The following is a 12,809-nucleotide window of genomic DNA, read 5'->3' as shown; positions in this document are numbered from 1 at the left end:
AAGAATAAACCTTAAGGAGTTGAAATTAGTTAAATGTACGAGTTTAATATTGAAAAGATTGAAAGCAAACTTAATATTTATTTTGATAATAAGCAATTGCTTGAGACTGCATTAACTCATAGTTCTTATGCTAATCAGTATAAGGGCATAGATTATAACGAGAGGCTTGAATTCTTAGGTGACTCGGTACTTCAGATCTGTATATCAGAATATCTGTTCAATAATTGTAAAGATAAGTCTGAAGGAGAGCTTACAAAGATGAGAGCTCTAATAGTTTGTGAAAACTCCCTTTATGAGGTAGCCAAGATTCTCGGATTAGGAGATCTTATAAGGATGAGTAAAGGTGAAGAGCTTACTGGGGGTAGAGAGAGGATCTCTATACAAGCAGACTGCTTAGAGGCTTTACTTGCTGCCATATATTTAGATAAAGGTTTGGAATATGCCCGTGGATTTATAATTGAGAATTTTGAAGATGTTATTGCAGATGCAATAAATGATAAAATAGTGTTAGATTTTAAAACAAAGCTCCAAGAAAAGCTTCAAGAAAATGGAGAGGTTAATATAAATTATGAATTAATTAAATATGAAGGTCCTCCACATAGAAGAAAGTTTTATACTAAGGTTTTGATTGGAGATAAAACAATAGGTGAAGGCGAGGGCTTTAGTAAGAAGGAAGCAGAACAACAGTCAGCTAAAAAAGCATTGAATTTCTTGGAGGGCAAAAATGAGTAAAAATTATTATATAATTCCTATATTTGTTCCTCATTTAGGTTGTCCTCATAATTGTGTATTTTGCAATCAAAATAAGATTTCAGGTGAAGAAGGTATTGTAGATAGTAGTTATGTAGAAAGTACAGTAGAAGAATATCTGCAAACGATAAATAAAATTGATTCAACAGTTGAGATATCTTTCTTTGGAGGTACATTTACAGCGATTCCTTTATGGAAACAAAAAGAACTTTTAGAAGTTGCTCGTAAATATAAGGAGCTAGGAAAGATAAAGTATATAAGGCTTTCTACAAGACCGGACTACATAGATGAAGATATTCTAAATCATCTAAAAGAATATAACGTTGATATTATAGAGCTTGGAGTACAATCTTTAGATGAGGAAGTGCTAAGAAAATCAGCTAGAGGACATTCTGAAGAAGATGTAGAAAGAGCATCAAAGCTTATAAAAGAATTTGGATTTACTCTAGGTCATCAAGTTATGTTAGGGCTACCAGGAGATACTTTTGAAAAGGATCTTTATACTGCAAAAAAGTCAATTGATATGAAACCAGATATCTGCAGAATATATCCAGCGTTGGTTATTAAAGATACGCCAATGGAAGAAATGCTGAAAAGGGAAGAGTATAAGCCATATACATTAACTGAAGCAGTTGAAATAGCTAAGAAAATATACAGCTTATATATTGAAAATAATGTTAATGTCATTAGAGTAGGGCTTCAACCTACAGAGAACATCAATAGCGGTGGAGATATAGTAGAAGGACCTTTCCATCCAGCATTTAGAGAACTTGTTGAAGGTAGTATTTTGAATGAGCATATATATGATGTGTTAAGAAGGAAGAATGAGGATGCTGTTATAAGAATTAATAACAGATATATATCAAGGTTATATGCTAATAAAAAGCAATTTTTTAATGAACTTAAGAGTAAGTTAAGTAGTATTAGTATAAAGGTTATATTAGATAATGATTTACCAATAGGCCAGATAAATATAGATACTAATAATGATACGGAAGTAATTTCTATATAGATTAACCTTAGAGGCCACTCTAAGGTTTTCTTTTTCCCTACCATTGATATTTTACTTTATTTACTATAAACTAATATAGAATAAGGAGTGGGTAATATGAAAAAGAGAACAAGAAGAATAATAACAAATGTAATGATGTTTATTATTATTTTATCATTTATTGTAGGATTATTTTATCAGTTCGTAGGAAGATAAGGAGTGGACATATGTTTCTAAAGTCTCTTGAGATTAGGGGATTTAAGTCATTTGCAGATAAAACAGAATTAAAATTTAAAAAAGGTGTTACAGCAGTGGTAGGTCCTAACGGAAGTGGTAAAAGTAATATTTCTGATGCTGTAAGATGGGTTTTAGGAGAGCAAAGCATTAAAACGCTAAGAGGCGGTAAAATGGAAGATGTTATATTTGCTGGTACTCAATTTAGAAAGCCCGTGGGACTTGCACAGGTTTCACTTACCTTAGATAATACTGATGGAGAACTCCCTATCGAGTATAATGACGTTACTGTAACTAGAAGAATATACAGATCTGGAGAAGCGGAATATCTTATAAATAATTCCCAATGCAGATTGAAAGATATAACTACCTTGTTTATGGATACAGGTATAGGTAAAGAAGGATACTCACTTATTGGACAAGGTAAAATTGAAGCTATACTTAGTGGTCGTCCTGAAGAGAGAAGAGCTCTGCTTGAAGAAGCAGCTGGTATAGTTAAATTTAAATCTAGAAAACATGAAGCTGAGAAAAAACTAGAAAATACAGAACAAAACTTAATAAGAATTAATGATATTCTATCCACTTATGAGGAAAGAATAGAGCCATTGAGGGTAGAGAGTGAAAAGGCTGCAAAATTTATTGAACTTTCCAATGACTTAAGAGAAAAAGAAATTTCTCTTGTTGTAAGACATATAGAAAAGTTTGATGAAACAATAAACCTTCAAGGAAATAAGATAGATACACTAATAAGTGAAAATGAAAAGCTTAAACTTGAATTGAGTGCAGTAAAACATAAGACCACAAGTTTAAATAATGAACTAGAAAAGCTAGAAAGTTCCTCTAGTGAAGATAGAGAGTTATATTACAAAAATAAGGAAGCCTCTGGTGAACTCCAAAAGCAGATAGATATTTTAGAGGAAAGAGTTAAAAATATTGAGTTAAATATAGATAACAATGCTAAAGAGATAAATAGCTTGTCTGAAAAGGTGCTTTCAATTGAAAAAGAAAAAGAAGAACATATAGCTTATTTAAATGAGAAGTTAAATGAGCAGAAGACTATAGATGATGAAACAAGAGCTTTAGAAAAAGAGCTTTCAGAACTTTCTAATACGCTAAAATCAAAGGAACACAAGATAAAGCTATTAAGAGATGAGGAGTTTGAAAATATTCAAGCAGCTTCGGAACTGAAAAATAGTAGAACTATGCTTGCTAGCCAGATAAAAGTATTAGAAGAATCAATAGATAATTTACATAATAATAGTTCCAATCTGGAGAGTTCTCTTAAGATAAATGTGTCTACTAAGCTTATGCTTGAAGAAAAGGTGCTAGCTCTTAAGGAAGAGATTGAACGATTAGAATATACAGTTAAGGAAAATAATAAAAGTATAGGTATACTTTTAAGTAAGAATACTAAAAATGATGGAAGACTTAAAGCTTTAAATGCTGAAAAAAGCAAACTTGAAGCTAATAAGACCATACTATCTAATTTAGAAAAGCAGTATGAGGGATACAATAAATCAGTTAAGATTTTGATGGAACATATAGATAAGGGCTACTTAGGAAACAATTTTTCTAGTTGCTCAGTAATTGGTGAAATTATTTCTGTAGATAAATTGTACGAAACTTCAATTGAAATAGCTTTGGGTAGCTCAATATCTAATGTTGTTACTGAAGATGAAAATAGTGCTAAAAGACTTATTGAGTATTTGAAAGAAAAGAAGCTTGGAAGAGCTACATTTTTGCCTTTAACCATAATAAGAGGTACTAAACTTCAGCTTGATAGAAGAATTACTGAAGCTGAAGGCTTTATTGGAATTGCTTCTGACTTACTTTCTTTTGATAAGAAGTATGAGAAAGCAATTAATTATGTGTTAGGTAGAACTATTATATGTAAGGATATGAATAGTGCGCTTAATATTTCTAAAATAAGCGGGTATTCTCATAAAATTGTAACTCTGCAAGGGGAAATTATTAATCCTGGTGGATCTTTGACTGGTGGAAGCGTGTATCATAAACATACAAGCATAATAAGCAGAAAAAGAGAAATTGAGGATATTACAAATGAACTATTAAAGGTTGAAGCTTCAATCGAAGAACTTTTATCGCTTATCTCTGAGGGAAGAGAAGAGATAAAGAGATTAGATGAAGGTAATCTAAATCTTAAAGATGAAAGTCATTTTAAAAGTATTGAAATAGCCAAATTAGATAGCGAAATCGATAATATAGAAAAAGATACCTTAAAGCTCAGAAATAATATAAAAATTGCCCAAAGTGAAAGATTAAATACTGAAACAAAACTAAATAACTATAAGAAAGAATTAGAAAATAGTAATTCAAAAAGCGCATCTTTAGATGAAAAATTAATATCTTATAGAGAACAATTTGAGCTTGTTTCTAAGGAAGTTGATGAATTAACTTTAAAAACAAATGAGCAAAAGGAACTATTGACTAGCAAAAAAATTATAAAAGCTAAGATAGATGAGTCTATAGTAAATATAAGAAGAGAAGCAGACAGATTAGTTGCAGAAGCTAAAGAAGTAAGAAATAAAATAATTTCTTTGGAAGAATTAAATAAAAATAATATAGTTATAAAAGACAAATCTATATTGGATATTGAAGAAAATAGGAATAATATTATTATCTATAGTAAGAGTATAGAGGAGCTAGAAAGTAAATTTAAGGAATATAATGTAGAAAAGATAAAAATTAAAGATAATATAAAGATTTATGAAGGAAATGTAGAAAATCTTACTGTTGATATTAATAAAAAAGAAGAGGAAATACATAAATCGGAACTTGTAAAAGCGAAGCAAGAGGTAGAAAGAGAGAATTTATTATTGAAACTTAATGATGAGATGAATCTTACCTATGCTGAGGCTGTAGATTTGGCTGATAAGGAATTTGATGAAGCTTTATTTAGTAGTGAAGTATCTAAATTAAAGTCAGCAATAAATAGATTGGGGACTGTTAATGTTAGTGCTATTGAAGAGTACAAAGAATTGTCAGAGAAATATAGATTTATGTCTACAGAAAGAGAAGACCTTGAAAAAGGTAAAGTTGAGCTTATTTCTGTAATTGATGAGATGACAGAAAAGATGAAGGAAGTATTCAAGGAAAACTTTGTTATACTAAATGAAAACTTCAATAAGACCTTTATAGAACTTTTTAAAGGTGGAAGTGCTGAGCTTATATTATCAGATGGTGATGAACTTACTGCTAATATTGATATAAATGTTCAACCACCAGGTAAAAAACTGCAAAATATTAATCTGATGTCAGGTGGAGAAAAGGTGCTGTCTGCTATTGCTTTATTATTTGCTATACTGAAAATGAAGCCTACACCATTCTGTATCTTAGATGAAATAGAAGCTGCGCTTGATGATGCTAATGTATATAGATATGCAGAATTTTTACAAAAGTTTTCTTCTAACATTCAGTTTATCGTTATCACTCATAGAAAAGGAACTATGGAAGCCAGTGATATAATGTATGGTATTACAATGGAAGAAAGAGGAGTATCTAAAGTGGTATCAGTAGATTTAACAAATTAGGAGGCGTTTTTATGTTTGGAGGATTATTTGACAAATTAAAATCAGGACTTAGTAAGACAAGAGATGTACTTACTGATAGAATTACAGAAGTATTAAACTTGGCGGTTACAATTGATGAAGAGCTTTATGAAGAATTAGAAGAAATATTAATAACCTCAGATATTGGTATGGATACTACTGTAGAAATAATTGATAGACTTAAGGCTAGGATAAAAGCAGAAAAAATAAAAGATCCTACAGAAGTTAAGCCATGTTTGAAAAGTGTAATTGGCGATATGCTAAAAGAAGGGGAAAACGAAGAAAGTCTTGATAACAAGCAAAAAGTAATGCTTGTTATTGGCGTAAATGGTGTTGGAAAGACAACTTCCATAGGTAAACTCGCAGCAAAATATAATAATGAAGGAAAAAAAGTTATTCTAGCTGCTGCTGATACCTTTAGAGCTGCTGCTGCTGATCAGCTTGAAATTTGGAGCGAAAGAGCAGGAGTTGATATAGTTAGACATCAAGAAGGTTCGGATCCTGCTGCAGTAGTTTATGACGGAATTCAGGCGGCTAAGTCAAGAAATGCGGATATTCTTATTTGTGATACAGCAGGAAGACTTCATAATAAAAAGAATCTAATGAATGAACTTTCGAAAATTAATAGAATAATAGATAGAGAGTTTTCAGAAGCAGCAAAGGAAACTCTGCTTGTTTTAGATGCTACAACTGGCCAAAATGCTGTTATTCAAGCTAAACAATTTATGGAGGCTTGCCCTATAGACGGTATAGTATTAACAAAACTAGATGGTACTGCTAAGGGTGGAGTTGTTATTTCTATAAAGAACTCTCTAAATATACCTGTAAAGTATATTGGAGTAGGTGAAGGTGTAGATGATCTTCAAGAATTTGATCCACAAGGCTTTGCTGATGCACTGTTTTAAAAAAAATAGGTGCCGTTAAGGTACTGTGTTGAACATAGCTAAAAAATAAATTACTGTTAAGTAAAAATACTTGACAGTACTATTTTCTTCTGATAATATATTCTTTGTGAGTAAGGTGATTATATGAATGATAGATTTGAAATTTCTTTGCTTTTAGATTATTACATGGAATTATTAACTGAGAAACAACAAGATATAATGAACATGTATTATAACGATGATTTTTCACTAGCAGAGATTGCTGAGATTAATAATACAAGTCGTCAAGCTATTCATGACTTAATAAAAAGATGCGATAAAATGCTCATAAGTTACGAAGAGAAATTAAATCTTTTAGAAAAAAGCAATATAAGAAAAACAAAGAAGAATGAAATTGTTGAAAAACTTACTAACGAATATATGTTGTCAAAAGAATTAGTAGATGGTATAGATGAAATACTAGAAGAAATTATTAATTCGTAGGAGGGGTAACATGGCAGCTTTTGAAGGTTTAGCGTCTAAACTGCAAGATACGCTTAAAAAGCTTAGAGGAAAAGGTAAACTAACTGAAAAAGATATAAAAGAAGCCATGAGAGAGGTAAAGCTCGCATTACTAGAAGCTGATGTAAACTTTAAGGTTGTTAAGAAGTTCGTAGCAACTGTCGGTGAAAAATGCGTAGGATCTGAAGTTTTAGAAAGCCTTACACCAGGACAACAAGTTATAAAGATCGTTAATGATGAGCTTACTAATTTAATGGGAACCACTGAAAGTAAATTAAACTACGCAGACAATGGTCCGACAGTTTTTATGATGGCTGGACTTCAAGGTGCTGGTAAAACCACAATGTGTGGAAAGCTAGCTCTTCATATGAGAAAGAAGAATAAAAAGCCATTATTGATAGCTTGTGATATTTATAGGCCAGCTGCAATAAAACAACTTGAGGTTGTTGGTAAGCAAATAGATATACCTGTATTCTCCATGGGAGATAAAGTTCCAGCAGTTGATATTGCAAAAGCTGGAATAGCTCATGCGAAGGAACATGGTTACAATTTAGTTATTATAGATACTGCAGGTAGACTACATATAGATGAAGAACTTATGCAGGAACTTAAAGATATAAAATCAGCAGTAAATCCAAATGAGATTTTACTTGTTGTAGACTCTATGACAGGACAAGATGCGGTAAATGTTGCAGAAACTTTTAATGCTTCTCTAGATGTCACAGGAACAATACTTACAAAACTTGATGGTGATACAAGAGGTGGTGCGGCTCTTTCAATAAGAAGCATTACTGAAAAGCCAATAAAGTTTGCAGGTGTTGGAGAAAAGATGAATGATATAGAAGTATTCCACCCTGATAGAATGGCTTCAAGAATCCTAGGTATGGGTGATGTTTTATCACTTATAGAAAAAGCTCAAGCTGCCATAGATGAAAAGGAAGCAAAAGAGCTCAGTGAAAGAATGATGAATCAAGAGTTTAATTTTAACGATTTCTTAACTGCTATGGATCAGATGAAAAAGCTAGGACCTATGACTAAAATGTTCGAAATGATACCAGGAGTTAATAGTAAAATGCTAGAAGGATTAGATCTTGGTGATACTGAAAAGCAGATGGCTAAAACTAAAGCTATGATTCAATCAATGACAGCGAAGGAAAGAAAAAATCCTAACCTAGTATCAGGATCTTCTTCAAGAAAGAAGAGAATAGCAGTTGGTTCTGGTTCGACTATTCAAGAAATAAATAAGCTTTTAAAAAGTTATGAAATGATGAAAAAGCAAATGAAGCAATTTAAATCAATGCAAAAAGGTGCTAAAAAAGGACTGTTTGGTAAAATGCCTTTCTTTAGCTAGAATATATATTATCCTTTGAAGGAGGTGAAATTAATGGCAGTAAAGATAAGACTAAGAAGAATGGGATCTAAAAAAGCTCCTTTCTACAGAGTAGTAGTAGCTGATTCAAGAAGTCCAAGAGACGGAAGATTCATCGAAGAAATAGGATATTACAATCCAATCACTCAACCTGAAGCAGAAGTTAAGATAGATGCTGAAAAGGCTGCAAAGTGGTTAAACAATGGTGCTCAACCTACTGATATAGTTAAAAAGCTTTTTGTTAAAGCTGGAATAAACAAGTAAAACTTTTAGGAGGTGAATTCTGCTTAGGATTCTCCTAAAGCAGAAGTTTATGAAGACACTAGTAGAAGTTATTGCTAAATCACTTGTTGACAACCCAGATTCTGTTCAGGTTAATGAGATAGCCGGTGAACAATCGATAATAATTGAACTCAAGGTTGCTCCTGAGGATATGGGAAAAGTTATAGGAAAGCAAGGCAGAATTGCTAAAGCTATAAGAACAGTAGTTAAAGCTGCAGCTGTTAAAGACAATAAAAGAGTTGTAGTTGAGATCATTTAATAAGAGTTAGGGTTTCCTAGCTCTTTTTCCACATACTCCTAAAATGTTTTGTTGAGGTGAGCTTATGAAGGATTTTTTGAAAGTAGGTCAGATAGTTAACACTCATGGTATAAAAGGGGAAGTTAAAGTGTTTCCTTTAACTGATGATGTAACAAGATTTGATAATTTAAAAGAAATTTTAATTGATGATAAAGAAGCAGAAATTGAATGGGTGAAATATCAGAAAGATAGAGTAATCATTAAGATAAAAGGTGTAGATTCAATGAATGATGCCGAAAAGCTTAAGCAAAGATATATAAAGGTTTCAAGAGAACATGCAGTGGAGCTTCCAGAGGATACATATTTTATATCAGATCTTATTGGGTGTAAGGTTTACGATACAGAAGGATTTAACTATGGTGATGTATACGATGTCCTGCAAACTGGTAGTAATGATGTATATTGGGTAAAAGGTAATAAAGAAATTTTAGTACCTGTACTTAAAGAAATTGTATTAGACATAAATGTGCAAGATAAAAAAATTGTTATTAAACCTTCAGGAGAATGGCAAGATGAAGATTAGTATTCTTACACTTTTTCCTGAGATGTTCAATGTGTTTGAGCATAGTATAATAGGAAGAGCGAGGAACAATGGTATCCTAGATATTAATACTGTTAATATTAGAGATTACTCTATCAATAAACATAAAAAGGTTGATGACTATCCTTATGGTGGTGGGGCAGGTATGGTTATGAGTGCTCAGCCAGTAGTAGACTCTATCAAAGCTGTAAAGCAAAATAAGGACTCAAAAGTTATATTTTTGGGACCTAGAGGTAAGACCTTCAATCAGGATATGGCAAAGGAATTGTCTAAGGTTGATGAGCTTATTTTTGTTTGCGGCCATTATGAAGGCATTGATGAAAGAGCTTATAAGTATTTTGATATGGAGCTATCCTTGGGAGACTTTGTACTTACTGGTGGTGAAATGGCGGCTATTCCTATAGTCGATAGCATATGTAGGTTAATACCAGGAGTATTAAGCAGTGAAGAGAGTTTTACAGAGGAGTCCTTCTACAGTGGACTTTTAGAACATCCTCAGTACACTAGACCTGAAGTGTTTGAGGGAGAAGCTGTTCCTAGTATACTTTTATCAGGGCATCACGAAAATATTAGGAAGTACAGAAGGCAAATATCTCTTGCAATAACAAAAAAAAGAAGACCAGATTTGTTTAAGTCTGTCAAATTAAGCAAAGAGGATATAAAGCTTCTTAAAGATTATGAAAAAAATATTGATTAAATAAAGTAGTTATGTTAAAATTACCATTGTGCTAGTACGGGCGGTCCTCTGTCATATTATCATATGGTAAGAACGTCACAATTAACTAAGGAGGGAATGCACATGAACGAAATATTAAGAGCAATAGAACAAGAACAAATCAGAACTGATTTACCTCAATTTAACGTAGGTGACACTGTTAAGGTTCACGTAAAAGTTAAAGAAGGTACAAGAGAAAGAATACAAACTTTTGAAGGTACTGTAATAAAGAGACAAAATGGTGGATTAAGAGAAACTTTCACTGCAAGAAGAATAGCTTACGGTGTTGGTGTTGAAAGAACTTTCCCACTAAATGCTCCAATCATAGAAAAGATTGAAGTTACAAGAAGAGGTAAGGTAAGAAGAGCTAAGTTATTCTACCTAAGAAGCAGAGTAGGTAAGGCAGCTAAGGTTAAAGAAATAATCTAATACTTAAATTAAAAGACAGGGGCTAATTTAGCTCCGTTTTTTATTCCTTAGAAGTTTTATATTTTAGATAAATATATAGATAAGTAGGAATAATAGAATTATTAATTAAATTATAAAGTTGAATAATATATTTGCCTATGAAGTTTTATGTATCTCAGAAGAAAACTGACGGGCAAAATCATTGTTAAAATACATATTGGTGATTTTTTTACATAAATTTTAGAGAAAATAAAATGTATATTTTACTATATAGCGGTATGTTGATATTTACAAGAAAGGGATGATTTTATGGCTATAAATTGGTTTCCAGGGCATATGGTAAAAACCAAAAGAGAAATAAAAGAGAATCTAAAATTAGTTGATGCAGTTATTGAAATAAGAGATGCCAGAATACCTAAATCCAGTGCCAATCCTGATATAGATGAGTTGTGCAAAGATAAGCCAAGATTAATTTTGCTTAATAAAAGTGATTTGACTGACAGCAAGGTTACAAGGGCTTGGATTAATTCACTAAAAAGTGAATCTATTAGGGCGATTGAAGTAAACTGTCTAAAGGGCGATGGAATAAAGAATATTAAACCTGCATTAATGGAGCTTCTTAAGGAAAAACATGAGAGATTAAAAGCAAAAGGCCTTGCAAAAATAATTACAAGAGTTATGGTAGTAGGTATTCCTAACGTAGGAAAATCAACTTTTATCAACAAGATGGCAAGAAATAATATAGCTAAAACTGGTGATAGACCAGGTGTTACTAAAAATAAGCAGTGGATAAAGACTTCTATAGGTATAGAGCTTCTTGATACTCCTGGGGTTCTTTGGCCAAAGTTTGAAGATGAAGAAGTAGCTTTGAACTTAGCTTTTACTGGAGCCATTAAGGATGAAATTATGGACACAGAAGAGCTTTCTCTAAAGCTTGTTGAAAGATTACAGAATACTAATCCTGAATTGCTAAAAACAAGATATAAATTAGATGAAGTAGCAGAAGAGCCTATTGAAACACTAAATAGAATCGCTAGAAAAAGAGGTGCTATTGTTTCAGGAGGAGAAATAGATTATAACAGAATTGCTGCAATTATATTAGACGAGTTTAGAGGTGGAAAGATAGGTAATGTTTCTTTGGAGACCCCTTGGAAAGAGGAAAATGTTGAAGGATAGCATTATTTATTTAAAAGAAAAATTATCTGAATTGAGCTTTAATGAGATTAAAGAACTGGCTTCTTTAGTTCCCATAAGTTTGAGTAAAGAGGAAGAATTAGTAGAGTTAATTACTATTCTTTCTATGGACAAGAGAAAAAATGTTCTTGCTTTAGCTAATAGGATTGAAAATGCATTGCATAAGCAAGAAGCAGAATTCAATAGAGTTAAAGGAATGTATTTATTTGATAAAAGTTTCAGTAAGTTCAGATATGTTGCAGGAGTTGATGAGGTAGGGCGAGGTCCTTTGGCTGGTCCTATAGTGGGAGCTGCAGTAATTCTAGATTTAAATAATCTTAATGATGTTATTCTTGGTATTAAGGATTCTAAAGCTTTAAGTGAACAAAAAAGAGAAGAGCTAGATGTTATTATTAGAGAAAAAGCAATAGCTTATAGTATTTCTGTTTGCACAAACAAGGAAATCGATACATTAGGGATAGCTCATTGTAATAATAAGATTTTTTTAGATGCATGTAGGACACTTCCTGTAGAGCCACAACTTGTACTTTCTGATGGGTATCCTGTTAGAAATCTAAATAAGCCTAATAAGTATATTGTTAAAGGCGATGCTAAGAGTGCATCTATAGCATGTGCGTCAATTATTGCAAAAGTTTTTAGAGATAAGCTTATGAAGGAATATGATGATATATACCCAGGCTATGGCTTTAAGGATAATGTTGGGTATGGAACCCAAAAACATATTGATGCTATACATAACATAGGTACTTGTGAGATTCATAGAATGTCTTTTCTTAACAACATTTTAAGTAAGTAGAAAGTATAATAGAAGTTCACTATAATAATTTTAAGCAGAAACCTCCTATTCTGAAAGGAGGTTTTTTTAATTATTGCATATTATATTAGTGTTTTATCTACAGAATAAAATGACTCTAGAACAGTGGCTATTACTATATATTTATATGAATTTATAAATATATAATTTTAGGATAGTTATTAGATTTACTTAATTGTTTGTGAAATTTATTTTCTGTTTGTAAGTGTAAAGATTTTTTGTTTTTCAGTAAAATTTATATTTACAAAAAATCTAATAT

General features: G+C 31.7%; 13 protein-coding genes. All 13 read left to right on the top strand.

All coding sequences use genetic code 11. The features are described 5' to 3' along the window. Window positions 1–33: 33 nt before the first annotated feature. The 13 genes from rnc (at window position 34) to GXK57_RS10720 (ending at window position 12,532) form a co-directional block, all read left to right on the top strand. Window positions 34–732 (top strand): ribonuclease III, encoded by a 699-nt coding sequence (gene rnc / locus GXK57_RS10780; RefSeq protein WP_160675683.1) that lies wholly within the window; start codon window positions 34–36, stop codon window positions 730–732. Continuing rightward, window positions 725–1,762, top strand: coding sequence for a radical SAM protein (locus GXK57_RS10775; protein WP_160675680.1), 1,038 nt, complete (start codon window positions 725–727; stop codon window positions 1,760–1,762). Before rnc ends, GXK57_RS10775 begins: the two co-directional genes overlap by 8 nt. Before the next feature lie 206 nt (window positions 1,763–1,968). After that, complete coding sequence (gene smc, locus GXK57_RS10770) at window positions 1,969–5,526, top strand: chromosome segregation protein SMC (protein ID WP_160675677.1); 3,558 nt, start codon at window positions 1,969–1,971, stop codon at window positions 5,524–5,526. A gap of 11 nt (window positions 5,527–5,537) precedes the next feature. Continuing rightward, window positions 5,538–6,449 (top strand): signal recognition particle-docking protein FtsY, encoded by a 912-nt coding sequence (ftsY, locus tag GXK57_RS10765; RefSeq protein ID WP_160675674.1) that lies wholly within the window; start codon window positions 5,538–5,540, stop codon window positions 6,447–6,449. A 123-nt stretch (window positions 6,450–6,572) separates the two neighbouring features. Next, window positions 6,573–6,911 carry a putative DNA-binding protein gene (locus tag GXK57_RS10760; RefSeq protein WP_160675671.1) on the top strand — a complete coding sequence of 113 codons (339 nt, stop codon included), beginning with the start codon at window positions 6,573–6,575 and terminating at the stop codon, window positions 6,909–6,911. A 10-nt stretch (window positions 6,912–6,921) separates the two neighbouring features. Then, on the top strand, window positions 6,922–8,280 hold the full coding sequence (gene ffh / locus GXK57_RS10755) for a signal recognition particle protein (protein WP_160675668.1): 1,359 nt from the start codon (window positions 6,922–6,924) through the stop codon (window positions 8,278–8,280). A 33-nt stretch (window positions 8,281–8,313) separates the two neighbouring features. After that, window positions 8,314–8,562 carry a 30S ribosomal protein S16 gene (gene rpsP, locus GXK57_RS10750; protein ID WP_160675665.1) on the top strand — a complete coding sequence of 83 codons (249 nt, stop codon included), beginning with the start codon at window positions 8,314–8,316 and terminating at the stop codon, window positions 8,560–8,562. Window positions 8,563–8,611: 49 nt separating this feature from the next. Next, on the top strand, window positions 8,612–8,839 hold the full coding sequence (locus tag GXK57_RS10745) for a KH domain-containing protein (RefSeq protein WP_160675662.1): 228 nt from the start codon (window positions 8,612–8,614) through the stop codon (window positions 8,837–8,839). 64 nt (window positions 8,840–8,903) lie between these two features. After that, the gene (gene rimM, locus GXK57_RS10740; RefSeq protein WP_160675659.1) at window positions 8,904–9,401 is read left to right on the top strand and encodes a ribosome maturation factor RimM; all 498 of its coding nucleotides are present in this window, start codon (window positions 8,904–8,906) and stop codon (window positions 9,399–9,401) included. Next, window positions 9,391–10,116 (top strand): tRNA (guanosine(37)-N1)-methyltransferase TrmD, encoded by a 726-nt coding sequence (trmD, locus tag GXK57_RS10735; protein WP_160675654.1) that lies wholly within the window; start codon window positions 9,391–9,393, stop codon window positions 10,114–10,116. The genes rimM and trmD overlap by 11 nt, the downstream gene beginning before the upstream one ends. Before the next feature lie 102 nt (window positions 10,117–10,218). Then, window positions 10,219–10,563 (top strand): 50S ribosomal protein L19, encoded by a 345-nt coding sequence (gene rplS, locus GXK57_RS10730; RefSeq protein ID WP_128213954.1) that lies wholly within the window; start codon window positions 10,219–10,221, stop codon window positions 10,561–10,563. A gap of 288 nt (window positions 10,564–10,851) precedes the next feature. Continuing rightward, window positions 10,852–11,718 carry a ribosome biogenesis GTPase YlqF gene (ylqF, locus tag GXK57_RS10725; RefSeq protein WP_160675651.1) on the top strand — a complete coding sequence of 289 codons (867 nt, stop codon included), beginning with the start codon at window positions 10,852–10,854 and terminating at the stop codon, window positions 11,716–11,718. After that, window positions 11,708–12,532, top strand: a complete 825-nt coding sequence (locus GXK57_RS10720) for a ribonuclease HII (protein WP_243156405.1) — start codon at window positions 11,708–11,710, stop codon at window positions 12,530–12,532. Before ylqF ends, GXK57_RS10720 begins: the two co-directional genes overlap by 11 nt. Window positions 12,533–12,809 lie beyond the last annotated feature (277 nt).

Origin of the sequence: Clostridium sp. C8-1-8 (assembly GCF_009928445.1) — a bacterium.
In the GTDB taxonomy this organism is placed as follows: Bacteria; Bacillota; Clostridia; order Clostridiales; family Clostridiaceae; genus Clostridium_AR.
The sequence above is the reverse complement of the archived record's forward strand: the minus strand, read 5'-3'. Positions and strand labels throughout refer to the sequence as shown.

Bases quoted from the DNA above. Each gene is read 5' to 3' on its own strand.
- rnc (WP_160675683.1), top strand. From the start codon at position 34: ATGTACGAGTTTAATATTGAAAAGATTGAAAGCAAACTTAATATTTAT.
- GXK57_RS10775 (WP_160675680.1), top strand. From the start codon at position 725: ATGAGTAAAAATTATTATATAATTCCTATATTTGTTCCTCATTTAGGT.
- smc (WP_160675677.1), top strand. From the start codon at position 1,969: ATGTTTCTAAAGTCTCTTGAGATTAGGGGATTTAAGTCATTTGCAGAT.
- ftsY (WP_160675674.1), top strand. From the start codon at position 5,538: ATGTTTGGAGGATTATTTGACAAATTAAAATCAGGACTTAGTAAGACA.
- GXK57_RS10760 (WP_160675671.1), top strand. From the start codon at position 6,573: ATGAATGATAGATTTGAAATTTCTTTGCTTTTAGATTATTACATGGAA.
- ffh (WP_160675668.1), top strand. From the start codon at position 6,922: ATGGCAGCTTTTGAAGGTTTAGCGTCTAAACTGCAAGATACGCTTAAA.
- rpsP (WP_160675665.1), top strand. From the start codon at position 8,314: ATGGCAGTAAAGATAAGACTAAGAAGAATGGGATCTAAAAAAGCTCCT.
- GXK57_RS10745 (WP_160675662.1), top strand. From the start codon at position 8,612: ATGAAGACACTAGTAGAAGTTATTGCTAAATCACTTGTTGACAACCCA.
- rimM (WP_160675659.1), top strand. From the start codon at position 8,904: ATGAAGGATTTTTTGAAAGTAGGTCAGATAGTTAACACTCATGGTATA.
- trmD (WP_160675654.1), top strand. From the start codon at position 9,391: ATGAAGATTAGTATTCTTACACTTTTTCCTGAGATGTTCAATGTGTTT.
- rplS (WP_128213954.1), top strand. From the start codon at position 10,219: ATGAACGAAATATTAAGAGCAATAGAACAAGAACAAATCAGAACTGAT.
- ylqF (WP_160675651.1), top strand. From the start codon at position 10,852: ATGGCTATAAATTGGTTTCCAGGGCATATGGTAAAAACCAAAAGAGAA.